Consider the following 25111-nt stretch of genomic DNA (forward strand, 5'->3'; position numbering starts at 1 on the left):
TCACGTCGGCCTTCCGCGGTCAAGCTTCTGAATGTGGACAGGACAGACAAACAAGCAGTCGCTCGGTTTGAACGCGAGGTGCAACGGACAAGCCAATTGACGCATCCGAATCCCAACGAATAGGAAGCTCACCTTTCGCCGCCAGGGCTGTAGCCGTCAAAAACGACCTAGCAATTCCAGTTTTTCGGGAATCACAAACTTGCCACACAGAAGCCAGAAGCCATGGTCGAATAAATCCGGAATATTGTTACCACGGAATCGACTGAGGTTGCGAAAAGAATACTCCCCCGTCATGGATAGCCCGCGGTACTTAATCGCGCGGCGTAGTCGTTCGCCCACGTTATCGTTTTCGAAGAAACTGAAGGCTTGCCGCACCCGGTTTGTCCTCGCGTTCTTTGAGGTAGGAAGCTTTCATTTTTTCGCTCCCAGGACTTGCTTAAGCGATGCAGCAATCGTCGGGTCAACAAACGCGGGATCGTTTGTTTTGGTGCCATATTCTTGCAACGCCTTGCCAAGACGCTCGGCCACCCCTTCGGTACCTGGACGTCGGAAGAAGTTCAGAAGTTCGTCTGGATCTAGCTTTGCATCAAATAGCCAGGGAACATCGCTGGTCGACAACACCAACTTGTAGCGGTCGTCGATTGCAGCGACCCAATTGGTTTTGATGCCACTACTTCGCAGAAACGTGATTGGCGGGTTCGCAGGGTCGATCGGCGAATTCGAGTTACCGGCAAGCTCGGCGGATAAGTCGCGTCCTTGATCGGCGGCGTTGCCATCGCGTCCGAGCAACCCCATCACGGTCGGCGTCAAGTCGACGGTACCAACTGGCTGGGTGTAAACCTTGCCTGCCGCGATCCGCCGCGGAAAGCGAATCAACATTGGGACTCGGGCGGAGCCTTCGTAGGGATTCCCCTTGTTCAAGCGGTCGTGTTCATAGCAAAGATCGCCGTGATCACTTGTCATGATCACAAGGGTATTTTCCAGTAGATTGGCCTCGTCCATTCGCTCCAACAGTTTTCCAACGTTGTCGTCGATGCACTGAACCATACCAAAATACTTTGACATATCCTTACCGCGAAAAATCTCGTGTTTCCCCTTGCCTCCCAACCACTTGGGCGACGGAATCCCGGTCTGAAAAGTTCTCGGGGCAGCAAACCTTAAGTCATCAAAGCGATGATCATAGGGAGCGCGTACACTGTTGGGACCGTGCGGATCGGGATAGCTAATGACTGCGAGAAAAGGATCGTGTTGGGTTTTGTCGGTGACGTAATCAATCGCACGATCCGTCAGCCAATCGGTCGCAAAGGTTGTCTGGTCGGCACCATCGACGCTGTAACTCGGTTCCCCGTTTTTCCTCGCCCCTACCAATGCCTTGCCGTTTTCGATGACCAGTTTTTTCCAGTGGCCTCGATTGAACATATATTTCTTAAACTGAAATCCACCGTCCACCTTCGGTTCCCACTCAGGTTTGCCCTTACCGCCCAAATGCCACTTACCAAAGAAACCCGTTCGATAGCCGGCATCGTTCAGGCGGTCTGCGAGCGTCGGAATCGAACGATCCAACACCAGATCATTTTGAGGAACTCCGGTGTTATGAGGGTACCGACCTGTGATCATCGCGGCTCGGCAGGGAGAACAGACAGGCGAAGTCGCATAGGCTCGCGTGCAGATCACTCCTTCCTTCGCAATCCGATCAAGATGCGGTGTCGGCACCACGACGTCCGGTCCCCACATTTCGGCTTGTTCGCGCGGCATCCGCTCGCGATAACAACCAAGCGTACGAAAATTGTGCTCGTCGGTAATGATTAAGAGAACATTTGGCGGGCTATCCGTCGCACCGCGGGCCAAGCTTGGAATTAACACCAGTACCAGCGTTAAGAGAGCTTGTTTCGCAAATAGGTGGCGGTTGAATTGGCTCATGGGATGTCCTGTTTTGCACAACGAAGAGGGAGATGGACGTTGAGGGAGTGTTTCTTAGCTTTGGTCACTTCGGCGGCACCGAACAACACAACGGGGACTCCATTTTCCAGCCAAAGCTGCGGGCGTTCCAGGCAGGGAGGGATGTGGAAAGAATAAGTGACAATTTCCGAGTGGGATTGAAGGTCAGCCACACGACAAGTGCCGTCGTGACAAGAATGCTGCGGGAACCACCGTCTGGCGACGTTAGCGACGGCCATGATGGTAGTAACGCTCGCCAGATCGTAGACAATCCGACAATATCGCATCAATAGATTTCACGCCCCGACGCCAAACTCGTTGAAATCATCCCCACCATTATAGCCTTGCCTCCGTTGGCCCACGGTCGGCAGCGGGCACGATTCAGGGAAAACACCAGCCACGATAACAATGGTGTTGGGCTAAGCTGTAAAGGCAGAAACTGCGACGACACAAAGTGCGAATGTCGATATCAACTCCAATCGCTTCTTCATTCGATTTTTTCATAGCCGGAGATCGATTATTATGAGATGGACAAGACCGGGCATACCAGAAGGACCGCACCTCGCCCGATCCCGTCGCATTACGAATGGAAAGCCGTTCCCAAAGGCATCGCCCTCAAAACGGGCGACCCGCGAAAGCGCTTCCAAAGCTTCTGGAACAATGATCTAACAAACCAACGAAAGCTCTCAGACGATGAAACCGACTCTCACGCTTCTTAGCGTTCTGCTGTTTGCACCACTGGCAGCGCTGCACGCTGCCGACCCCGTGCCACTCTGGGACGAACGCGTGCCTTTACTGAAGACGGCCGAATTGCCGATGCTAGAGGACGTGCGTTTCTCCGTGATCAAGCCCTACGAATTTAAAAGCGATGGCTACCGATTCCTCCACGGCGTGGGACTCTGTTTTCATAAGGGGCGGCTCTACGCCTCGTTTGGGCACAATCAAGGCGGCGAAAACACCGATACCGAGGAAGCTCGGTTTTGCGTGAGCGACGATGAAGGCAAAACATGGAGCGAAGTGCGCACGATCGACTCGGGCGAGGGACCGGTCGGGGTGAGTCATGGCGCATTCCTTTCGCACAACGGAACGCTTTGGGCTTTTCAGGGAGCCTACACCGGAACGATGAGCGGCGTTCATACACGAGCCTATGTCCTCGATGAGGCGGGCAATCAGTGGCAGGCCAAAGGCACCGTGATCGAAGACGGTTTCTGGCCAATGCAGGAGCCTCAGAAGATGGACGACGGCAACTGGATCATGGCCGGACTGAAGGTCGGCGACGGCAACCCGGCCATCGTCGCCATCAGTCATGGCGATGACTTTACCAAATGGGATGCCGTCCCAATCCCACACAGCAAAGGCCTCAAGATGTGGGGCGAATCGACTGTCATCGTCAGCGGCAATCAGATCACCAATATTTCTCGCTACGGTGACAAAGCAGTAGCACTTGTCGCGACCAGCAACGACTACGGCCGCACCTGGAGTGAGATGCGTCCCAGCAACTTGCCGATGACCACCAGCAAACCGGCCGCTGGTATGTTGAGCAACGGTCAGCGATACCTCGTCTGCACCACCACCGCGGACAGTGGCAAGCGACGTTCGCCCTTGACGATCGCGGTCAGCAAACCAGGCGAGCCCCTGTTCAGCAAAGTGTTCGTCATCCGCCACGCCGAATTCCTCGATGGCCCCGGCGAATCGCATCCGAAAGCCGCACTCTCTTATCCGTATGCGATTGAGCACGAAGGAAGTCTCTACATCGGCTATTCAAACAGTGGTGACAAGTCGACGCGCGTCGGTACAGGCCGCCAGCTTTGGAATAACAACAGCGCCGAAGTCGCCGTCATCCCGATTAACCAATTGCTTGCCGACGAAGGGTCCCTTTCTCAGACGGAGCCGACCAACGCCAAAGAAGCGGCGATGCAGAAGGCTCGCGAAGAAGCGGAACTGGAGAAGAAGTATCAAGCTTGGGTTTCAAAATTGACGCCCGCGCATCAAGCATGGGAGAAAACGCTGCAGGCGGAGCTTGGCAATTTCTATCTACCGATCCACAAGCGAGAGAAGGTTGCCGGGACGGCGAACGCCTGGGATTTCGTCGAAGACGATCCGGCGTTGCCACGAGTGCTTCTTATTGGCGATTCGGTTTCACGCGCCTACACGCAAACGGTCCAAAAAGAACTTGCAGGGATCGCAAACGTTCATCGAGCTCCAGCCAACTGCGGGCCAACGTCCACCGGGCTGAAGAAGATGGACGTGTGGCTGGGCGATGGCAAGTGGGACGTCATCCACTTCAATTTCGGAATCCACGATCGTGCGACACCGCTGGCGGATTACACGACGCGGCTTCAGCAGCTTATCGAACGAATGAAACAGACCGGGGCAACGCTGGTTTGGGCGAGTACAACACCGATACCCGACATCGCCGGCAAATACACCGCGGAGTCGATTGTCGAACGGAACGCAGCGGCCGCTGCAGTGATGCAGCAAAACGCGGTCGCCATTGATGATCTCTTCACAGCGATCACACCACGGCTGGCCGAATTACAAAAACCCAATGACGTACATTTCTCTGGGGCAGGAAATGAATTTCTTGGTGAGCAGGTAGCGGCATACCTCAAGTCTATCCCGATGGTGTCGGAGCCAAGGCAGTAACGCTGTCGATTTAGTGTTTGTCGCCTTTCGCTCGGGACGTGCGATTTATCAGTTGGCGGTTTCCTATCGGAATGCAGCGGTTTAGCAGGAGACCAATATCCCAACCCGCTGCATAAGTTTTGAAGACCGCCATATGGTTGCGCTATTGAGGTGATCGCTGTGCTCAACCGTCCTGATTTCCCTTCTGTTGCTGATGATTCAAATCATTCGGCTATTCCGGTACCTTTTTAGCCCCAAGCATCGAGAGTTCCGTTTCCGGGCTCGCCCTGGCGGGCTCACAACTGGCAGCTACCCTCTTGTGCGATCGAAATGCGGTTCTCCGCCAGCCCCGAATCGCCTAGGCGATTCGGGGCTGGCGGAGAAGGATTGAGTGGGGGCAGGCATTGAAGTAGCTGCCAGTTGTTGTACCGACCAGGACAAGCCCGGCGGAAACAAACAAGAACCATTTTGCTCGGAAACCATCAGCAATAAATTTCGCGTCCCGAGCGAACGGCGACACTGATTCTGCGGGCTCGGTTAAATCGACAGCTTGGTAAGCAAGGAAAAAAGTGATCTTGTCACTCTCCTTGCTCACGCGTCGAATTACCAAAAGCCAATGCCCTACGTAAAAACGCAACATGAGCTTCTGGGTGACCGTCACTCGATTAAGCGATGATGTCCTTGATGACGTGTCCATAGTCCTGATCCAGGCGTTTGTAACCTGGGACTTCCAAGCGGCGTGGGTCGATGCCCATCAGGTGGTTGATCGTGGCGTGGACGTCGGTCACGTAGTGAGGGTCTTCGACGGCGTGAAAACCTAATTCATCCGTGGCGCCGTGAACGATCCCCCCTTTCAACCCGCCGCCAGCCATCCAGACACTGAAGCCAAACGGATGGTGGTCTCTGCCGTCGGCGCCCTGGGATCCTGGCGTGCGTCCGAATTCGGTTGCGAACACAACGATCGTATCTTCTAGTAGGCCTCGCTGCTTCAAATCCTTCAGCAAACCTGCGGTGGGCAAGTCAACCTGCTGAGAGAGTTTCGCGTGTCCTTTCTTTAAACCCGAATGATTATCCCACGCACCGGCCGCTCCGTCACCGTGCATGATCTGAATGAACCGGACACCACGTTCTGAGAAACGGCGAGCCGCCAGCAACTGTTGACCAAATTCCTTCGTCTCCGCTTGATCCAGTCCATAGAGCTTTCGCGTTTCCGCCGATTCGCTCGCGAAATCCAGGACGTCTGGCACAGCGGTCTGCATCCGGTACGCCAGTTCGTAAGATTTGATCCGCGCTTCCAATCCTGAATCTCCAGGAAACTGCTCGGCGGCAAGTCGGTTCAACCCGTTGGTGAAGTTCAAACTCCTGAGCTGCTCGTCCGTGCTCATTCCGCCATACGGGCTGGCGTAGTCAAGCGGATTGGCTGGATCGATTTTCAAGTTCACCGCATCGTACGCTGGGCCCAAGTAGTGCCCGTCCCGCTTGTCAAAGAAACGCGGCCCGATGTTGATGAATTGAGGCAGGTTGTCGCTGAGTGAACCAAGACCGTAATTGATCCACGCGCCGATGGTCGGTGAACGCGGGTCCAACATGTGTCGACCAGAATGGAATTGGACCTGGGCACCATGATTATTGTCGGTTGTCCACATCGAACGAATGAAGGCGATGTCGTCTGCACAAGAACCGATGTGCGGAAACCAATCGCTGATCTCAATGCCCGATTGCCCATACTTTTTGAAATCCGTCTGCAACGGATAGATGGTGTTGCGGCTTTGGCCGTTGGCATCATCCACGACGACAACACGCAAGTCCTTCGAATGCTTCGGGTCCAGGACATCCGCGTAAGGTGTGTCGCTGATCGATTTGCCTGCAAACTGATTCAAAGCAGGCTTCGGATCGAAACTCTCCATGTGACTAACGCCACCACGCATGAACAGCCAGATCACACGTTTCGCTTTGGGCTGAAAATGCGGTCGGCCATCGGGCGTGGAATGCTGGTCGGCAGCAACGATCCCATTCAATGCCAAGGCGCCGAAACCAAGGCCAGACCGAAGCAGATACTGTCGACGTGAAACGGAGTGGGTCATCGGATCACCTGGAAATCGTTGTGATTCAGCAGAGCGTGAATGAAGCGAACTCGGTCTTTACTTTCTGCCAGAAAAGCAAGACAGGCTTCTATTTCGTTGGCCGAGGGGGGACGTGCAAGGATTAACAGAAAGGCCTCTTGAGCAAAATCCGCGTCGGTTAGGCCTGTATCAAATTGCGAATGGATTTCGCCAGCCGCTTCGATCGCGTCACGGCTGTTCATCATCGCCAGAGCCTGTCCGGGGACGATACTCTCGCTGCGACGGTAGCACCCCAACACATCGGCATCGTCAAACGTTGATAGGAATTTGTCCCGACCTTCGCGAGAATGCACCAGATAAAGGCTACGGCGACGGACGCTTGGAGCCGGCGGGAGCGGAGGACCGCCTAGCGTCGGATCAAGTTTGCCGGCCAAGTGCAGCAGGCTATCTCGGATCGCCTGCGATTCCATCCTGCGATTGTTCATACGCCAGTAGTAGCGGTTCTCTGAATCGCTGGCCAGCGTCTCCGGGTCGGCAGCGAGGTTCGATGAACTACGTTGCCAAGCCTTGGAGGTGAGAATCATTCGGTGCAGATGCTTCATGCTCCAGCCGGATTCGATCAACTCGACAGCAAGATAATCCAGCAGATCTTGATGCAACGGTCGGGGTGCCCGCCTGCCGAAGTCAAAGACCGAATCGACCAACGGGGTTCCAAAGTGACGCATCCAGATGTGGTTAACGGCGACCCGTGCGGTCAGCGGATTGTCGCGATGCGTGATCCAACGGGCAAGTGAGGTTCGACGCCCCGTACTGGTTTTCGGATAGACCGGGGCGAACTGAGAAACATTGTCTGTCTTTTTGTTCAATGCCCGTTCACTGCCTCGCAGCGGTACGTGCTCTGGCAGTTTCCCAGCAGCCAACGCGGCTTTTGCCGCGTCTCTTCGCTTGGTTGCGCCGGCTTGCTTGGCTGCATCCGCTTTCAGCAGATCGACTTCCGCTTTCGCCAACTGCGTCTGAAGCTGCAGTCGACCGGACTGTTCCAACAAGGTTTCTGCGGAGGATGATTCGGAATCGCCCGATTTGAACAGTGCGTTATCGACGGCGATGCTTGCCTTTAGTGCTTCTAATTCCAATTCAGCCAAAGTCTGTTGAGCCTGCGCCAGCTTCAGTGCCTGCTCGGAATCAATCGCCGTAGGTTGAACCTTCGTTTGCTTCAAAACAGTATCAGAGGGCAACGGTTTGACGTCGATCGCGTAGAAATCGGCCGCCGCATCAAATGCGAACAATTCGATGGCTCCGGCACGTCGTTGCGGTAACCGGTAAGCAAACAGAAAATCTCCATCCAGTGAAACATTGATCAGATCTTCTCTGACTTGAATGTTCAGCGAATACTCCTGATGCAACTGGATCGCGCGATCGGCTTTGGCATTTCGGGGATAGACCGTTTTACCCGACAACGTGTGAGAGAGCTGGACCTTCGATCCGTCGTCAACGGCACTGGCATAAACGGTGTGAGCATTCTGATCGTTACCGTCGACATCAAAACGAATCCCTGTCGATTTCCATCGTTTGCCGCCCGTCGTTTGAAATTTCAAAGTCAAATCAAAGTCACGGGGATGATTCGCCTTGCTCTTCAAATAGGTTCTATCCGTTGTCGGCTGCGTTTGCGAAAGCAAACCGCCTTGATAACGCCAGCCATTCCCAATGGTCTCCCAAATGTCTGGACGAGCCTTTTTGAAATCATCACTCAACGGTTTGCCAACCACGTCGGCGGCCTTTTCAGCAGGCTTGGTTTCCGCTTCTAGTTTGATTTTCGCGAGTGCTTTACGAGCTTGTTCAACGTTTGCTTCGGCTTGCGCTAGTCGATCCGTTTGCACGTAGCTTCGGACCCCCGGCGCCCAAGCCTCTACTGGCAGTTCAACGGACGTTGGGTTCTCTACAAAATTTGCCAAGAATCCCGGCGGTCCCGGCGGAATTGGGTTGTCCTTGTCCGGCTGCGTGGGGTCGCCACGAAGGTGAAGGTAAGTGGGAGCATCCAACGTGTCATCGTAGACTCGCGGAAGCCCGTTCTTGGCGTAATTCGTTTCACCTGGCAACGCGTCAAGGCGAACATGGTGCGGCTCGAACACCGCGCGGAAACGATAGTAGTCCTCGTGACTGATCGGATCGTATTTATGGTCGTGACATTTGGCGCAGTTCATCGTCAGACCGAGAAACGCTTTGCCGGTATGTTCGATCGTGTCATCCAGCCATGTGGTGCGATTGAACAAATAGTAGTTACGGGCCAGGAACCCCGTTGCGACAACTGCCTTCGGATCTCCGGGCGCAAGCTCATCGCCGGCAAGCATCTCCCTTACCATCGAATCGTAGCCTTTGTCTTCATTCAACGATTCAATGATCCAATCACGCCAATGCCAAAGATGCTTTTGGCTGTTGCGCAGTTGTGCGCCAAGCCCGTACCAGTCGCTGTAACGCCAGACGTCCATCCAGTGTCGGCCCCAACGTTCGCCGTACTGGGGACTGCTGAGCAACGAATCGAGAATTTCGTCAAGCGGTTCTTCTGACAGCAACTGCTCTGTGGTTGGCGGCAAGCCGGTGACATCAAGGTAAAGTCGCCTCAGCAGCAGACTTCTTACGGCAGGCTGCTGTGGCTTCAATCCGTTTGCCGTTTGTTTTGCCGTCAGAAAGGCATCAATCGGATTGGCTTCATCCACCGCGGGCAAAGGTGGGCGTTCGATCTTCTGAAACGCCCAATGCTGCGTCGGATCGGCTTCGGCTTGCTCATGTTCGGGCGCCGGTGCCCCTGCGGCCAGCCACTTCTTGATCCTATCGATCTGGGTTGGCGTCAACGCTTCGGCTTCGGGCGGCATCCGATAATCATCATCCGCTGAAGTCAGACGGCTGATCAATTCGTCATCTAAGATGCCATGCTCGCTCATTGCGATAGCGGTATCCAAACGCAATCCGGAATCCTGTTTCAATGCACCATGACAGGCAAAACACCGCTCTTTCAGCAGCGGCTTGATTTCGTTGACATACAGATCGACGCCTGATTCTTGCCCCTGCGCGAACGCTGACAGTAAAACCAGGGTGAAGAGAGAAAGGATCTTCGCAAAGGCATTCATTGCTGGTCGCAGCTCCAATCCAAAATCGGTTATCAAAATTAGGTTTGCCACCCCCAACGACGTGCGGACTTTGCTGCAACCGAGCACTCCCTAAGTTACAAGCCCTCTTACGATTCCCTATGATACACGGGATTTCCGGGGGAAGCATACGCGGTTTACAAGCAAATTCACTTATAGGAATTTCGGAGGCTCCAGCGGAGTAAGATAGTTGGCATGAAAAATCCATCTACAAACTTGTTGTTTTTCGCCTTGGTTTGCTTCAACGTTGCGAACGCAAGCGAATCGACGCCGCCCAATATTCTGTTTATCTTTGCGGATGACATCGGACAGGAGGTACTGGAGTGCTACGGCGGTCAGTCCTACAAGACTCCGCACCTGAATGAGCTAGCCAAGACAGGGATGAAGTTCACCCATGCTTCAAGTATGCCAGTGTGCCATCCTTCACGATTAACCTTGATGTCCGGCAGGTATCCGTTTCGCCATGGCAGGGTGAACTGGGGAGACTATCCCAAAGAAGCCGAAGCCCACACTTTTTCAAACTATCTAAAGCAGGCCGGATACAGAACGGGCATTGCCGGCAAATGGCAGCTTTGTTTGTTGGGCGACGATCCACTGCATCCACGGCGAATGGGCTTTGACCACTGGGATCTATTCGGCTGGCATGAAGGGCCCCGGTACTACGAACCGATGATTTATCAAAACGGAAAGGTGCGAACGGATACCCTGGGGCACTATGGTCCGGACCTGTATGTGCGTAGCATCATTGATTTTATGAAGAGGAACCGCGAGCAGCCCTTCTTAGCGTATTACTCAATGGCCGTAGCCCACGAAGTGACCGATGACCTGACGCCTCCTGTGCCACATGGCCCGCATGGTCGCTACGACAACTATGCCGAAATGGTCGCCGAGACCGATCGCAATGTCGGTCGCCTGATGGCAGCGTTGAATGCCTTGGGGCTGAGAGAAAAGACACTGATCTTATTCGTCGCTGACAATGGAACACCGCCCGAGATCATCATTCGTGCCGAGGGGAACGAACTGATTAAGATCCCTGTTGTCTCGCGACGCAACGGTCAGGATGTTCCCGGCGGAAAGAAGCAACTGACCGACGCGGGGACCAATGTACCAATGATCGCCAACTGGCCAGGCACGATCAAACCTGGGCAGGTCGTTGATGATCTGGTGGACTTCAGTGATTTCTTGCCCACGTTCATGGACTTGGCGGGACATACATTGCCCGCTGACCTGCAGCTTGATGGCGTCAGTTTCGCGAATCGGTTGCGAGGCACAGGTGCTTCGCCCCGCTCATTCACGTACTGTGAAGAAGCCGTCTTGCCGAAGCCGGGCGGAGTGGAACCCGACGGCGAAAGTTCGGGCCTGAAGTGGGTCCGCAACCAAGACTGGAAACTCTACAACGACGGGCGTCTTTTCCACATGGCAGAAGATCCGCTCGAGCAGTATCCGTTTTCGGTTTCAGCAGACAAAGCCGAGCAAGCCCGAATCCGAAAGCAGCTGGAAAAGGTCTTCGCGGACCTGGGCTTATCGACGCCAAGTCAATCGAATTGATTGCAGTTCCCAGAAAATATTTTCAGTTTTGATTCAGGCAATCGCGAAGAGAAACAACAAGCAATCAACGACAACAAGGGAAGTGCCATTGATTGGCGCCGGATTATCGATTTCCGAATCGGTTCGGATCGCGTGGTCTGAAATGAATTGCGTCGTCCCTCTAACTGCAGTCACTTAACGTCGATTGCGGCTTCCCGACCGACACTATCAACTGGATTAGGCCGAGGTCCTGCATGAACCCAGAGCACAATTCCAGCAACCAATGCCTGAATCGTTGGCCAGTCAACGGCTCCTGCCAACACGAAACCGCAGCGTTGCCAGGTGTAGGGGCGGATGAACTCGTTTGCGGTTGGCCGCCAAACAATCCACTGCCACATCACCACGGCCAAAACTCCAGCGAAGCCGCCGATCGCCAGCAGCGCGCCAAGTCTTGAAATCGTTTTACGACTCCAGCCGAGACGCCAGGGCAGAAAAAACAGAGGCGGCCAGATCGCTGCAATCCAGGCCAGATGCATGGCGACCAACGCATCGGTACTCGGCCCACAGCCCCACGGCCCGCAAATCGAGTGATCATCGGCGAGCACCAAGCTGGGGATCGCAAGCGCTGCAAGAATGCCACCAGCCCAAAGCAACGAACCCATCACCAATTCTCTGAACCCAAAGACTGTTTTCATTGCTGCCATCTCGTTCGAGTTTCACCAACCGATTCACGAGTGCGACGCGATACTAAGCAACGGTTTTGACGGGGCCGGCTTTGACGCCGCCCTCTGGCCGAAGCCGAGAGCCAATCTCAGCCCAAACTTCTTCGCGATGGATGGCGACCGTATTCGCCGCAGCGATGCCCAAGAGGACGCGGTTACCATCAATCCTCAACACCTCAAGCGCAGCGACTTCCCCGGCGAAACTGACAACAATCCGTTGCCCCTGCTTTCTTGACAAGACTAGCATTCTTCAATCTCCGTATTGGACAGGATTGTTTCGACCACACACCGTCGTGGTCATGTCTTATCAATTTACGTGCAACGTCAGCAGAGTTCTGTGCGATTGAAAACCGTTCGGCAATTCGCCGGTAAGATTCTTTTCTACTCCACCATCGGCGTTTAGCTTTTCCATCCCGTCCACTCCCTCTTGGCAAACCGGACGCTGCCGAAAGTGAGAACCGATTAACGAGTCCGCAGAATCACGTCGTCGTCGCCACTCGGGCGTGGAGTCTGCGACCGGGGCAGTACAGCGAGGCAACGGCTTGAAGCGTTGTCCTGATCGGAGCGAAGTTGGGATGCAACGCTACCCTAGTCATGTTTGCGACGCCTGGATGGGGCATTCCAGCAAGGTTGCGGCCAAGCACGGCCAAGCACTATTTGCAGGTGACGGATGCGCACTGGAAGCGGGCATCTACCAAGATCCTGGACTCAGATCACCAGACAGATGGGCCGGCGGGCGGCGTTGCCAGAAAAAGACGGCGGTGTCACCGACCGTGCCATCTCTGCCGTTGCTGGGGCCAACAGATCGGCCCGCGCACAAAAAAACCCAGCGATTCCTTATTAGAAATGGCTGGGCATGATTCTGGAGTACCTGCAAAGTACCCCCGAAGGGATTCGAACCCCTAACATCTGGTTCCGAAGACCAGTGCTCTATCCAGTTGAGCTACGGAGGCGTGGTGGTGACGATCGGTGAGGACCGTCACGACACCCCTAGAAGATAACGAATTTCTCTTTCTGTGCCAGGGCCGTTTCAGCAGGTTTCTTGATCGTTTTTTGCACTGGCTCTGGCGGGCTTCGCTGCGTTATTCCAGCTCGCGGACTTTGATGTTCCGGTAGGAAACGACGTCGCCGTGATCTTGCAGGCAAATGTGCCCTTTGCCGGCCTCGCCGAAACCTTTCCACTTAACGAATTTGCTGGCTGCGACTCGCTTGTTCCAATCTTCGCTGCCGACGACAAAATCATAATATTTCTGGCCATTCATGGTGACCGAACTGCCTGCTGGATCGATGCGGATCAACAGATGATTCCACTCGCCGGCTGGTTTGGTGGCGTCCAGGATCTTGGCGTCGGCTCCGCTGCCAACTTTCTTTGGCTGGTACAGCTGATAAAGCCAACCTGCCAATTGGGGATCGTGGCCAGCTTGATTGTCCTGAACCTGGATTTCCGGGCCGGTAAAATAGGGAGCTCCGTCGGTTTCCTGGACGTGGAACATGATCCCGCTGTTCCCTTCCGGCGAGATTTTGTACTCGATCGATAGCTCAAACGCTCCGTACTGCTCTTTGCTAATCAGATCGCCAGCCCCTTTATCCTTGCGAACCAGAGCTCCGTCTTCGACTTTCCAGCCGTCAGAAACCTTGTCTTTTTTGTAGTTCCGCCAGTGATCGGTCGATTCTCCATCGAAGAGAACGGTCCATTCCGAGTCGCTTTTCGATTCCGTCTTAGGTTCGGCGGCCACTAACGGCGTGGCGACGAATAGGCTGGACAGCCCCAAAAAGCCGATTGATGCAAACCATTTCATTTCGGTAAAACCCTTGTAGATAGATCACTTAGTTGAATTCCAGCGTCAATTCTAATTCACTTGGCCAAGCTACGGAGAGGTCTAGGCAAAGGAAAATGGACGTTTTCTTCGCGGATGGTCTGAGTCTGGATGGTCGCCTGAAAATTCTCTTCCAGCCAATCCAGCGTCTGTTTGACGACCAATTCCGGAGCACTTGCCCCGGCGGTGACCAGCACCGTCATGTCCTGCTGGAACATGTCCGCTCGCAGATCTTCGGGCCCATCCACTAAATAGGCAGGTTTCCCTTCGGCTCCCCCTAATTCACGCAAACGCTGGCTATTGCTGCTGTTTTGGCTGCCCAACACGATAATGGCGTCCGCTTGCTTGGCCAGCGCCGCGACCGCTTCTTGGCGATTCTGGGTGGCGTAGCAGATATCCTCCTTGGGAGGATGCTGAATGCTTGGAAAACGTTCGCGAAGCCGACTGATGATTCGTCCGGCGTCGTCGACACTGAGCGTGGTTTGCGTCAAAAACGCCAATTTGGATTCGTCGCTGACTTCCAATCGGTCCACATCCGCTTCATCTTCGACCAACACAATCGCTTCGGGAGCCTCTCCCATGGTTCCGATCACTTCATCGTGGCCTTCGTGCCCAATCAGAACGATCGTATATCCGGCTTTGGCGTACTTGATCGCTTCCAGGTGAACTTTTGTAACGAGCGGGCAAGTTGCGTCGATCGCCTGCAAATCCCGGTCTTTGGCGGCCTGACGGATCGCTGGAGAAACCCCGTGGGCAGAGAAAAGGACGGTCGAACCGGTGGGGACTTCGTCTAAGTGGTTTACAAAAACGGCCCCCTTATCCCGAAACGTGCGGACCACAAACTGATTGTGGACAATTTCGTGGTAGACATAGACCGGAGGCCCAAAGGCCTGCAGGCTCAATTCCAGGCTCTCCACGGCCATATTGACTCCCGCACAAAATCCGCGTGGGGCTGCAAGGATGATTTTCATTTCAACTGGGGGTCGTTAGAAAGAGTGGGAGAGTACGCAACGCTGGTCGTCCCTATAGGATAACCGTAAAGAGGTCGTTTCGACCAACCCTTAAACCACAAATCCTTCCCGACTGCATGCCTGAGAGACTCCAGCTAGCCCAAGCCGAATGCCGCAGGATTGCTCGTGGGCATTACGAGAATTTTGTGGTGGGGAGCCTGTTTCTCCCCCGTTCGATTCGGCAAGATTTTTACAATGTCTACGCTTTCTGCAGGACGGCTGACGACCTCGCCGATGAGTCAGGGTCTCCCAAAATTGCACTGAAACGGCTGAACGCCCTGCAGATCGATTTACAAGAGTGCTTTGATGAGAACGGAACCCCTGAGGGAATCCTGCTGGCGCTTCGTGATACGATTACCCGACACACCCTCCCCTCGCAACCTTTTTTTGATTTACTCGATGCGTTCCAGCAGGACCAGCGGGTGAGCGAATACATGACGTTTGATAGCCTTTTAAATTATTGTCAGCGGAGCGCTAATCCGGTCGGCCGAATAGTCCTGCGTTTGGCGGGACTCGATTCGCCCAAACTGGATCAGCTGTCGGACTCGATATGCACGGGCCTGCAATTGGCGAATTTCTGGCAAGACGTCCGCCGAGATCTTGCGATCGGACGAATCTACATTCCGCTTGAAGACCGCAACCGGTTTGGCGTCACCGAAGCCGATTTGTCGGAACCGACCGCCAGCGCCAAGGTTCGCGAACTGATCGCTTACGAAGTCGCACGGACGGAAACCTTCTTCGCTCAAGGCATGCCGCTTGCCCAGCAAGTCCCTCGCTGGCTTGCCCGCGACATTCGATTGTTTGCACATGGCGGGTTGGCGACCCTGCATGCCATTGGCAAACAGAATTACGACGTCCTTCGCCGTCGACCAAAGGTCTCTCGCTGGCGACAGGCTCAGCTTGCCTGTGCAGCGCTCGGGGGCCGGCTATCGTGAATGCCACCGTATCGGTTCGCGATAGCTATCGCTACGCGACCAAAATCGCCAAGGGAGCGTCCAGTAATTTCTATCGATCGTTTTGGCTTTTGCCTCGTCGCAAACGTTCCGCGATGCATGCGTTGTATGCGTTTGCCCGGATCACCGACGACTTGGGCGACTGCTCCGCACGTCCAGACACCCGTCGCCAGTGGTTGAATTGGTGGCGAAAAACAACCGAACTGGCACTACAACAAGATCATTCAACCGGCTCGATACCGATGCCGGAAGAGCCTCCCATCGACGGCGCCCCGACCACTTTCCAACCGCGTCTTCGTCATCATGCGTCTCACCTACTGCCAGCGCTAGCCGACACGGCGCAGCGGTTTTCGATTCCTTCGCAGCACCTTCTGGAAATTATCGACGGGGTCTTAGCCGATCAGCAGAAAACTCGATTCGATACGTTCGAGCAACTGGAACACTACTGTTATTTAGTCGCTTCGGCCGTCGGGTTATGCTGCCTTTCGATCTGGGAGTTTAAAGAACCGCTTCCTAAATCGGCTGCGATTGATTGCGGAGTTGCATTTCAGTTGACCAACATCCTTCGCGACATCCGCGAGGATGCTGGGCGCGGACGTATCTACCTTCCCCGTCAACACTGGGAACGTCACGGACTGTGCGAAGACGACTTGTTGGACATACGCGGCGATGATCGTCTGCGATGTCTGGTGATCGAAGAATCGGAGCGAGCCGCCAAATTGTTTCAGAGTGGCTGGGAAGTCTGGGACCACATCCATCCTGACGGGCAAGCGATGTTCAGCATGATGTGGCGTACCTATCGGCGCCTGCTTTCCAGGATCGAAGAAGATCCCGGCAGCGTAGCGAATCGCCGAGTCCGGTTAAGCACCTCGGACCGATTTGAACTGATGGCTCACCATTTTGTCCCACCATTGTTTAAGCGACTTCCGGTACCACCGTGGAACCAAATCGCGACGGAGAGCCAAGGTGAGTAAGCGTCCCGTGGTGGCCATCGTCGGTGGCGGGCTGGCGGGTCTGTCGGCAGCATGGGCACTAAGCGAATTCCCCGTCGACGTGAAATTACTGGAAGCAAGATCCGTCGTGGGAGGGCGCGCCGGTTCGTATACAGACTCGACCAACGGCGGAGAAGTCGATTACTGCCAGCATGTCGCGATGGGTTGTTGCACGAATTTTTTGTGGTGGATGCAAGAGACAGACCTGCTGCAACATTTTCAACAAGCTTCGGCATTAACGTTTCTCGCTGCAGACGTCCCTTCCAGCATTCTCCAATCTTCCCGATGGTTGCCGGCGCCGCTGCATTCGCTTCCCGCTTTCGCTCGAGCCCATTTTCTCAGCCGAGCACAAAAGATTGAAATTGCGAGAGGCCTCTGGCGTTTGATGCGACGCAGCTCAAGATCTCGCGAAACCACGTCGATGCAGCAATGGCTACGTACGGCGGGCCAGTCGGAGGAGACCATCGAACGTTTTTGGGAAATCATCATTGTCAGTGCGTTGGGAGAATCGACGCAGCGGGTCTCGGTCGATGCCGCCCGCAAGGTTCTGGTCGACGGGTTTCTAGGGCATCGAGAAGCGGGAGATGTTTGGATACCGCAATGCTCTTTGTCCGATCTATTCGGGCGCAAGTTGGCGGACAAATTGCTGCAGCGTGGCGTCTCGGTTGAATGTGGAAGTCCCGTCAAGAATCTCGAGTGCAACCACAATACCTGCGTCGACATCCAGACATCCGAATCTTCAATCCAAGCGGACCAAGCGATCATCGCGGTCCCCTGGCACGGGCTGTCGCGATTGCTTCCGCCACAAAGCAACATCCTGCCCGCTGCAAAGCTGCAGGCGATCCATGCTCTCCCCAGCTCACCGATCAGCGGAGTCCATCTTTGGTTCGATCGTGCGATCACAAACAAGCAACACTGCGTGCTGGTAGGAGGCCTAGCACAGTGGTTGTTTCGCCCGGCGTTTGGCAATGAATCCGAACATTATTATCAAGTCGTGATCAGTGCTTCCCGGGATGTTCGAGCGATGCCACGCGACAAATGTATCGAGCAAATTTTGGCAGAAATAGAAACACATTTTCCCGACGCAACAAACGCGAAGCTTCTTCGCAGCAAGACGATCACCGACCGGCAAGCCGTCTTTTCAATGCGTCCCGAGATCGAAACGATCCGCCCGCACGTTCAAACACAACACCCGAGTGTGCAACTTGCCGGAGATTACACGGCGACCGATTGGCCCGCAACAATGGAGGGAGCCGTCCTGAGCGGCTTTCGAGCCGCAGACCAAGTCTTGCAGGGATTGGGGTTAGGTCGTTTCGCAGAACAACCACCGCTGCCAAGAAATTTGTTAACCAAGTGGGTTATACGCGAATAAGTCACAAGCGAAATCCTAGCGGTAGGGCGCGAGCCCTCCGGCCCGTCCACAAACCCCGGCTGCAAAAGGCCGGACGGCTTGCGCCGTACCGCTAAGAAGGTGAAGCAAATCCTAGCGGAAGGGCGCGAGCCCTCCGGCCCGTTGATAGATCCCAACCGCAAAAGGCCGGACGGTTTGCGCCGTGCCGCTAAGAAGGTGAAGCAAATCCTAGCGGAAGGGCGCGAGCCCTCCGGCCCGTCGATAGATCCCAACTGCAAAAGGCCGGACGGCTTGCGCCGTACCGCTAAGAAGGTGAAGCAAATCCTAGCGGAAGGGCGCGAGCCCTCCGGCCCGTCGATAGATCCCAACCGCAAAAGGCCGGACGGCTTGCGCCGTGCCGCTAAGAAGGTGAAGCAAAATCCTAGCGGAAGGGCGCGAGCCCTCCGGCCCGTCCACAGCCCCCAACCGCAAAAGGCCGGACGGCTTGCGCCGTACCGCTAAGAATGTGAAGCAAATCCTAGCGGAAGGGCGCGAGCCCTCCGGCCCGTCGATAGATCCCAACTGCAAAAGGCCGGACGGCTTGCGCCGTGCCGCTAAGAAGGTGAAGCAAAATCTTAGCGGTAGGGCGCGAGCCCTCCGGCCCGCTGACAAACCCCAACTGCAAAAGGCCGGACGGCTTGCGCCGTCAAAAATTTGCTTTTGAACCGCCAATATCTTGCGCATCTCTGGTGTAACGAATTGCGGCGTCCAGGGACTCTTCGTCAAAGACGTATCTCACGCTTCCTCTTCGAGTCCACCAGTGTTCGCGAACGTGACCTTCCATCCCAAATTCCGATCGCTGATCTTCTTTCAACTTACGCTTCGCCCAAGACTTGAACTGATCACGGACAACCTCTCCCTTATACAAAGATGCCGTGACGACGACATGACAATGATTCGATCGACAATTAACCTCATGAAGCATCCAGCCGCGAATTTTGCAATGTTTGCAAACAACCGAATTTACAGCATTTCGCTGCAGATCGTCGAGCCATACGATCGACTCGCTCAACTGATCGCGGCACCAATCCTCCAATTGCGGCCGCGGAATCATCTCTCCCTTGTGCCATTTGGTCCAGCCCCGTGAATCGCCTGGAAGAAAGGTTCCGTAACACGTCCATGTAATGAAATAGGCAAGCAAGTCTTTGTTCATCGACAGGTTCTACGCAGCTTATAAAGTGTGAGTAAAATTCAACCGAAGCACTAAAGGACGTTAATCGCCCTACGACGAGTCGTTTTATTATAGCGTCACGGTGGGGAGTAGTGTGGTCTCCAGTGCATTGAGAAACTTGCATGCAAAAGGCCGGACGGCTTGCGCCGTGCCGCTAATAAGGTGAAGCAAATCCTAGCGGAAGGGCGCGAGCCGTCCGGCCCGTCGATAGATCCCAACTGCAAAAGGCCGGACGGCTTGCGCCGTACCGCTAAGAAGGTGAAGCAAATCTTAGCGGTAGGGCGCGAGCCCTCCGGCCCGTCGATAGACCCCAACTGCAAAAGGCCGGACGGCTTGCGCCGTGCCGCTAAGAATGTGAAGCAAATCTTAGCGGTAGGGCGAGAGCCGTCCGGCCCGTCGATAGACCCCAACTGCAAAAGGCCGGACGGCTTGCGCCGTGCCGCTAAGAAGGTGAAGCAAATCTTAGCGGAAGGGCGCGAGCCCTCCGGCCCGTCGATAGACCCAAACTGCAAAAGGCCGGACGGCTTGCGCCGTGCCGCTAAGAATGTGAAGCAAATCCTAGCGGAAGGGCGCGAGCCCTTCGGCCCGTCGATAGATCCCAACTGCAAAAGGCCGGACGGCTTGCGCCGTGCCGCTAAGAAGGTGAAGCAAATCTTAGCGGAAGGGCGCGAGCCCTCCGGCCCGTCGATAGACCCCAACTGCAAAAGGCCGGACGGCTTGCGCCGTGCCGCTAAGAAGGTGGAAGCAAATCTTAGCGGAAGGGCGCGAGCCCTCCGGCCCGTCGATAGATCCCAACCGCAAAAGGCCGGACGGCTTGCGCCGTGCCGCTAAGAATGTGAAGCAAATCCTAGCGGAAGGGCGCGAGCCCTCCGGCCCGTCGATAGACCCAAACTGCAAAAGGCCGGACGGCTTGCGCCGTGCCGCTAAGAAGGTGAAGCAAATCCTAGCGGAAGGGCGCGAGCCCTCCGGCCCGTCCACAAACCCCAGCTGCAAAAGGCCGGACGGCTTGCGCCGTTCCGCTAAGAAGGTGAAGCAAACGCTTACGTTAGCTTTAACGATTTTTGTTCGGCTTGGATGTTTTCGGTGGTTGGATGCGAGAGGGTACTTGCGATTTCGGCGACGACGATTCCGGCAAAATAGTTGCGGCTGGAAACCAGCATTGCGGGGATCTTGTTTGCGTCGACAGTCTGCTTAGCTACGGCACTGACTCGCACTGCCAACATTGTCTCATTGGCGTTCGGATTTGCTTGGACAGCGCGCAGGAGCGTGTAGTCCAAATCTTCGGGATGTTTATGCTGATGCTGTTCCAACCGTCGCCAGGCAAGTTCCAACAGCCCGCGTCTCCAATGTCCCCTCCAAGCTGTCGATTGCGCTGCGAAAACATCCCAGTTGACGTCTGGATGGATCTGGTCGGCGGGTAATCGCTGCAAGGAAACATTGAGTGCGGAACGGAGCCCTACGATCAAATAGTCTCGCAGCCGACCGGGGCGAGCGTTCCCATAACCTTTGCTAACCAAGTGCTGCAAGAACAAAGTAAGCGTACGATCAGCGAGCGGTTCGGCCCCCACCGCTTCGATCAACATCGCTCGCATCGGCGACAAATAACGGATCACAAACCCCGCGGCGTTGCTCGCTTCGGACCATGGCTGCGAATCCCGCAACATCCCCTGAGTCCCAGCGGTTTCTTTTGAATCACTCACAGGGACTCCGCCTCCAGCTTCAAGGCCAATGCAGGGGCTTTTTCGGGATCGGATTCCTTCGCCACAAATTGCAGCGGTTTGCTAGGTGTGTGTGCCGCGACGAACACCAAGGTAAGAAAGTCGCCTGCACTGCGAACCGCGTCATCCAATTCGGCACCAAACAAACGGACCGAGTCGACTTGGCCGCTCAAAACGCCTCCCGTGTTATCCCCTTTAGACGTCCCCAAAAAATCAAGCTCACCGAATCCATCGACCATGGAAGCGTTTTCTAAATCCAATCGCCCCTCACCGCTTTCTTTCCAATCGTCCGCAATCCGATCACGCACCGCATAGGCGCGAACGGCGAACATCTCTTGAGGCGAAGGCTCGGCCAGCGTTAGGGTCAGCACGACATGCCGCATCCTCTTTTCAAGACCTTCGATCCGGCGCAGATCAAACTTCAAAAAAATCAATTGTTGTTTATCGGCTGAATCGTCAGCGGTCCCAGCGAGAATCAACGATTTCGCGACTCCCAAATCCTTTTCCGATTTTTTACCCACCGTGGTATCGGCTCCATCGCCCGTCCAGGTTCGGACAATTTCATAACCGTCCAGCGGCTCGCTGCGGAGATTGGGAACCAATCGCAGAGGCAGAGCAACCTCGTGAATAACCGAACCTCGTGGTGTTTCCAGTGCGACGATCGCTTGGTACAGGCCGACGGGAATGGTTGCGGTTTCAAAATGGATCGTACAAGACGTTTTCTTACCCGGCTGTGGGAGCTGACTTGGTCGACGGCGCAGCGGCATCGCATATCCGTCACGGCGGATTCCATTTTGCGAAGCCAAATAGAGCTGGCAGGCGACCAAGGTAGGTCGATCGGCGTACAGTCGGACTGGGTCGTCTTCCCTGCCGACCGCTTGATTCACAATATCGAAGGTCACTTCGCCAAGGTCTCCGACTCCGATCTCTGTTTCTAAAAGCCGTGCCTGCTGGAGTTGCAAAGCGGCCAATTGACCTGGCAACAGGGGAGGCAATGATTTTGGAGCCGCCACAGCCGAGGACCTGCCTTGATTGTCCGTCGCAGGAATATCGACAGCAGGATAAAGCACCTTCAACCCCAGAATCACCAGCAATACCGTCAGAAAGGATCCACCGATAATGGAGAGCGCAACTGGCGAAGCTAACCACTTAAGCGGGACCCGCTCGGGACGCGACTTGGCACGGTTTAGGGAGGAGCCCGTTTTAGTGATTTCCGAATCGGTCACAATCCGGAGGGCAGCTTGGCTTTCGGAAAGAAGAGATTCCTGCACAGCAAGAAGCTCCTGCTTTAATTCCGCTGCCGAAGCAGGACGATCGCGCGCCTCCTTAGACAACATCCTTTCAATCAATTCCGCCAAGGGGAGCGGAATGTTTGGATTGAAATCGAGCGGCGAGGGAGTTTGATGGGCGATGATTGCGATCAACATCATCGGGACGACCTTCTCTTCAAAAGGCAACCGTCCTGTACACAATTCAAACAGCACCACTCCCAGCGAATACAGGTCGCTGCGATCGTCCAACCTTTCGTTACGTGCCTGTTCAGGCGAAAGATAACCTGGCGTCCCGACGACGCTCCCTCGGCCGGTCAATTGAGCGGCAGGGGCTCCGGCAAGGGCGAGACCAAAATCGAGAATTTTGGGGCGTCCACTAGGCACTTCCAGCCAAATGTTCGCCGGCTTGATATCCCGATGAATGATCCCACGGGCATGAGCGGCCGCCAAGCCATCGCATAGCTGGCAAGCCAGCTGAATCAATTCCGAAGGAGAAAATTTCGGCTTGGAGGCGTTACGATCCTCAAGCGATTCCCCTTCCAGAAGCTCCATCGCCATGAAAGGAGTTTGATTGTGCTGGCCAACTTCATAGATCCTGACGACATAATCGCTATCGATCGCCGCCATTGCTCGGGCTTCATCCAAGAAACGGTGGCGACTATTGGGAGTCGCAGCGAACCGTTCATTCATGACTTTCAGGGCAATATCACGCTGCAGACGCGTATCCTGAGCCAAAAAGACTCGCCCCATACCACCGCTGCCGATAATACTCAGCACACGATATGGCCCTAAACGCCCTAGCTCGCCGGTTTGACGCGGCGGTTCTAGAAAATCGTTTTTCGAAGATGCGTCAGCCATAGCGTCAATCTTAACTAGAAGATCGCACTGTCGCATTGGGGGGTCCCAAACATCCCCTGCCAAGGGAAGACGCTAATTTTGAGACGTACGATGAAGGTTGGAGCCAAAAATTCTAGCGGTAGGACGCGAGCCCTCCGGCCCGTCGATAGAACCCAACTGCAAAAGGCCGGACGGCTTGCGCCGTTCCGCTAAGAAGGTGGAAGCAAAATCTTAGCGGCAGGGCGCGAGCCCTCCGGCCCGTTGACGGCATTAAGATGCTGCCTGGGCTGCGATTCGGTTGACCGCGTTCAGGATCGCCAGAATCGTTGCTTCGACGGTGTCGGTGCTGACACCGATCCCTCGATAAAGTTCTCCTTGGTACTCCACTTCGACGCGAACTTCCCCTTGAGCGTCTCGCCCGAGCGTCGCACTGTGGACTCGGAAGTTTTTGCAAACCGTTTCGATTCCGGTGATTCGCTCGACAGCCCAAAATGCGGCGTCGATCGGGCCATCCCCTTCTTCAACGGTCTCGGTAAATTCGTCCTCGCCACTTCGCAGCGTGACGGTCACCATCGGCTTTCGGTTACGGCCACTGGTGACTTCAAAATCGGTTAACGACCAATGAGCTTCGACTCGGTCACTGATCTCGCTTCCGATCAATGCCACGATATCTCCGTCGTAGATTTCTTTCTTTTTGTCCGCCAGTTTTTTGAATTCAGCGAACACGGACTGCAACTGTTCGCCGGTCAGCTGAAACCCTAACTGGCGAGCTCGATCGGCAAGCGCGGCTCGCCCACTGTGCTTGCCCAAGACCAAGTCTGTTTTTGCGAACCCGACTTCTTCGGGGGACATGATTTCGTAAGTACTTCGTTCCTTCAGCATCCCATCTTGGTGGATCCCTGATTCGTGCGCAAACGCATTTCGTCCCACGATCGCCTTATTTCGCTGCACCACAATTCCGGTGGTGGCACTTACCAAGCGACTGGTAGGGACCAAACGTTTGGTGTCGATATTGGTTGTGAAATGGTAGTAATCACTACGCGTCCGAAGTGCCATCACCACCTCTTCCAAGGCGGCATTCCCTGCTCGTTCACCGATACCGTTGATCGTACATTCGATCTGCCCTGCCCCGGCTTCCACAGCTGCCAGTGAATTGGCGACCGCCATCCCCAGGTCATCATGGCAATGCGTACTGATCACCGCTTTGTCGATGTTGGGAACTCGATCCCGCAGCATTCGAATCCGAGCAAAGACTTCGCCGGGTGTCGCGTAGCCGACGGTATCGGGGATATTGACGGTCGTTGCCCCGGCGTCGATGGCCGCTTCAACGACTCGGCAAAGGAAATCGTGTTCGGTCCGGCAGGCATCCTCGGGTGAGAATTCCACGTCATCACAAACAGCCGCAGCCCGGCGGACTCCTGAGACGGCTCGCTCGACGATCTCATCGGGCGTCATCCGAAGTTTGAATTCGCGATGAATCGCACTGGTCGCCAGAAACACATGAATCCGTGCTTGAGGTGCGTGCTTAAGGGCCTCCCAAGCTCGATCGATATCTTTGTCGCTACAGCGGGCCAACCCACAGACCGTCACACCGCGAACGGTTGCCGCGATCTGCTTGACCGCTTCAAAATCGCCCGGCGAGGCAATCGGAAACCCCGCTTCGATGACGTCGACGCCCAGATCAGCCAGCGCCTGAGCGACTTCCAGTTTTTCGCTCAGGTTCATGCTTGCCCCTGGGGACTGCTCACCATCACGAAGCGTGGTATCAAAGATACGCACGGGGCGAGGCTCGGATGCCGGGTTACCTGAACCAGACTGTCCCGTTTGAGGCCGATTTGAATCGGGCGTGTCCGTCGACATAAGAATTCTCCTGAACAATTAAAAACTAGTAGTAGCGAAAAGATACGAAAAAACCCCGAAGTCCGCAGGAAGCG

At 55.1% G+C, this 25111-nt stretch carries 20 protein-coding genes and 1 tRNA gene; 6 read left to right on the forward strand and 15 right to left on the reverse strand.

All coding sequences use genetic code 11. The annotated features are described in order from the left end of the window. Positions 1-156: 156 nt before the first annotated feature. From FF011L_RS23090 to FF011L_RS26560, 3 genes are read right to left on the reverse strand one after another with little or no spacing between them, the layout of a single operon-like run. Complete coding sequence (locus tag FF011L_RS23090; protein WP_145354314.1) at positions 157-375, reverse strand: hypothetical protein; 219 nt, start codon at positions 373-375, stop codon at positions 157-159. Between the two features lie 36 nt (positions 376-411). Next, positions 412-1920, reverse strand: coding sequence for a sulfatase family protein (locus FF011L_RS23095; RefSeq protein WP_145354315.1), 1509 nt, complete (start codon positions 1918-1920; stop codon positions 412-414). Further along, positions 1917-2225: a hypothetical protein gene (locus FF011L_RS26560; RefSeq protein WP_218932830.1), complete on the reverse strand. Its 309-nt coding sequence runs from the start codon at positions 2223-2225 to the stop codon at positions 1917-1919. The genes FF011L_RS23095 and FF011L_RS26560 overlap by 4 nt, the downstream gene beginning before the upstream one ends. A gap of 406 nt (positions 2226-2631) precedes the next feature. Here FF011L_RS26560 and FF011L_RS26565 point away from each other — a divergent pair, with 406 nt between their 5' ends. Beyond that, complete coding sequence (locus tag FF011L_RS26565) at positions 2632-4584, forward strand: exo-alpha-sialidase (RefSeq protein ID WP_218932831.1); 1953 nt, start codon at positions 2632-2634, stop codon at positions 4582-4584. Between the two features lie 337 nt (positions 4585-4921). On the opposite strand, the gene FF011L_RS23115 is transcribed toward FF011L_RS26565, so the two are convergent. Genes FF011L_RS23115 through FF011L_RS23125 form a run of 3 tightly spaced genes read right to left on the reverse strand, consistent with a single transcriptional unit; the run spans position 4922 to position 9751 of the window. After that, positions 4922-5260 (reverse strand): hypothetical protein, encoded by a 339-nt coding sequence (locus FF011L_RS23115; protein WP_145354316.1) that lies wholly within the window; start codon positions 5258-5260, stop codon positions 4922-4924. Further along, positions 5229-6647: a DUF1501 domain-containing protein gene (locus FF011L_RS23120; protein ID WP_145354317.1), complete on the reverse strand. Its 1419-nt coding sequence runs from the start codon at positions 6645-6647 to the stop codon at positions 5229-5231. The genes FF011L_RS23115 and FF011L_RS23120 overlap by 32 nt, the downstream gene beginning before the upstream one ends. Further along, positions 6644-9751: a DUF1553 domain-containing protein gene (locus tag FF011L_RS23125; protein ID WP_145354318.1), complete on the reverse strand. Its 3108-nt coding sequence runs from the start codon at positions 9749-9751 to the stop codon at positions 6644-6646. Before FF011L_RS23125 ends, FF011L_RS23120 begins: the two co-directional genes overlap by 4 nt. Before the next feature lie 213 nt (positions 9752-9964). On the opposite strand from FF011L_RS23125, the gene FF011L_RS23130 reads away from it, so the two are divergent. Both FF011L_RS23130 and FF011L_RS26570 read left to right on the forward strand, forming a co-directional pair. Then, positions 9965-11317, forward strand: a complete 1353-nt coding sequence (locus FF011L_RS23130; protein WP_145354319.1) for a sulfatase-like hydrolase/transferase — start codon at positions 9965-9967, stop codon at positions 11315-11317. After that, a complete protein-coding gene (locus FF011L_RS26570; RefSeq protein ID WP_218932832.1) occupies positions 11318-11458 on the forward strand; it encodes a hypothetical protein in 141 nt (46 codons plus the stop codon). Between the two features lie 29 nt (positions 11459-11487). On the opposite strand, the gene FF011L_RS23135 is transcribed toward FF011L_RS26570, so the two are convergent. The 5 genes from FF011L_RS23135 to ispH all read right to left on the reverse strand — a co-directional run bounded on the left by FF011L_RS23135 (position 11488) and on the right by ispH (position 14806). Next, on the reverse strand, positions 11488-11991 hold the full coding sequence (locus FF011L_RS23135; protein WP_145354320.1) for a hypothetical protein: 504 nt from the start codon (positions 11989-11991) through the stop codon (positions 11488-11490). A 52-nt stretch (positions 11992-12043) separates the two neighbouring features. Further along, positions 12044-12265, reverse strand: a complete 222-nt coding sequence (locus FF011L_RS23140; protein ID WP_145354321.1) for a carbon storage regulator — start codon at positions 12263-12265, stop codon at positions 12044-12046. A gap of 632 nt (positions 12266-12897) precedes the next feature. Then, positions 12898-12971 (reverse strand) — tRNA-Arg (locus tag FF011L_RS23145). 129 nt (positions 12972-13100) lie between these two features. Then, complete coding sequence (locus FF011L_RS23150; RefSeq protein ID WP_145354322.1) at positions 13101-13817, reverse strand: 3-keto-disaccharide hydrolase; 717 nt, start codon at positions 13815-13817, stop codon at positions 13101-13103. A 56-nt stretch (positions 13818-13873) separates the two neighbouring features. Further along, entirely contained in the window at positions 13874-14806 is a 933-nt protein-coding gene (ispH, locus tag FF011L_RS23155; protein WP_145354323.1) for a 4-hydroxy-3-methylbut-2-enyl diphosphate reductase, read from the reverse strand. Between the two features lie 116 nt (positions 14807-14922). Here ispH and hpnC point away from each other — a divergent pair, with 116 nt between their 5' ends. The 3 genes from hpnC to hpnE are packed head-to-tail and all read left to right on the forward strand — an operon-like array spanning position 14923 to position 18162. Next, positions 14923-15780 (forward strand): squalene synthase HpnC, encoded by an 858-nt coding sequence (gene hpnC / locus FF011L_RS23160; RefSeq protein ID WP_145354324.1) that lies wholly within the window; start codon positions 14923-14925, stop codon positions 15778-15780. Continuing rightward, complete coding sequence (locus FF011L_RS23165; RefSeq protein WP_246109585.1) at positions 15777-16772, forward strand: phytoene/squalene synthase family protein; 996 nt, start codon at positions 15777-15779, stop codon at positions 16770-16772. The genes hpnC and FF011L_RS23165 overlap by 4 nt, the downstream gene beginning before the upstream one ends. Further along, the gene (gene hpnE, locus FF011L_RS23170) at positions 16765-18162 is read left to right on the forward strand and encodes a hydroxysqualene dehydroxylase HpnE (RefSeq protein WP_218932833.1); all 1398 of its coding nucleotides are present in this window, start codon (positions 16765-16767) and stop codon (positions 18160-18162) included. The genes FF011L_RS23165 and hpnE overlap by 8 nt, the downstream gene beginning before the upstream one ends. Before the next feature lie 664 nt (positions 18163-18826). Here the strand turns inward: hpnE and FF011L_RS23175 are convergent. From FF011L_RS23175 to FF011L_RS23190, 4 genes are all read right to left on the reverse strand, one after another. After that, positions 18827-19333: a hypothetical protein gene (locus FF011L_RS23175; RefSeq protein WP_145354327.1), complete on the reverse strand. Its 507-nt coding sequence runs from the start codon at positions 19331-19333 to the stop codon at positions 18827-18829. A gap of 1058 nt (positions 19334-20391) precedes the next feature. Beyond that, positions 20392-21051 carry a hypothetical protein gene (locus FF011L_RS23180; RefSeq protein WP_145354328.1) on the reverse strand — a complete coding sequence of 220 codons (660 nt, stop codon included), beginning with the start codon at positions 21049-21051 and terminating at the stop codon, positions 20392-20394. Continuing rightward, positions 21048-23198, reverse strand: a complete 2151-nt coding sequence (locus FF011L_RS23185) for a serine/threonine-protein kinase (protein ID WP_218932834.1) — start codon at positions 23196-23198, stop codon at positions 21048-21050. The genes FF011L_RS23180 and FF011L_RS23185 overlap by 4 nt, the downstream gene beginning before the upstream one ends. Positions 23199-23447: 249 nt before the next feature. Further along, on the reverse strand, positions 23448-25037 hold the full coding sequence (locus FF011L_RS23190) for a 2-isopropylmalate synthase (protein ID WP_145354330.1): 1590 nt from the start codon (positions 25035-25037) through the stop codon (positions 23448-23450). Positions 25038-25111: the final 74 nt, after the last annotated feature.

The sequence above is a fragment of the Roseimaritima multifibrata genome (assembly GCF_007741495.1).
Classification (GTDB): Bacteria; Planctomycetota; Planctomycetia; order Pirellulales; family Pirellulaceae; genus Roseimaritima; species Roseimaritima multifibrata.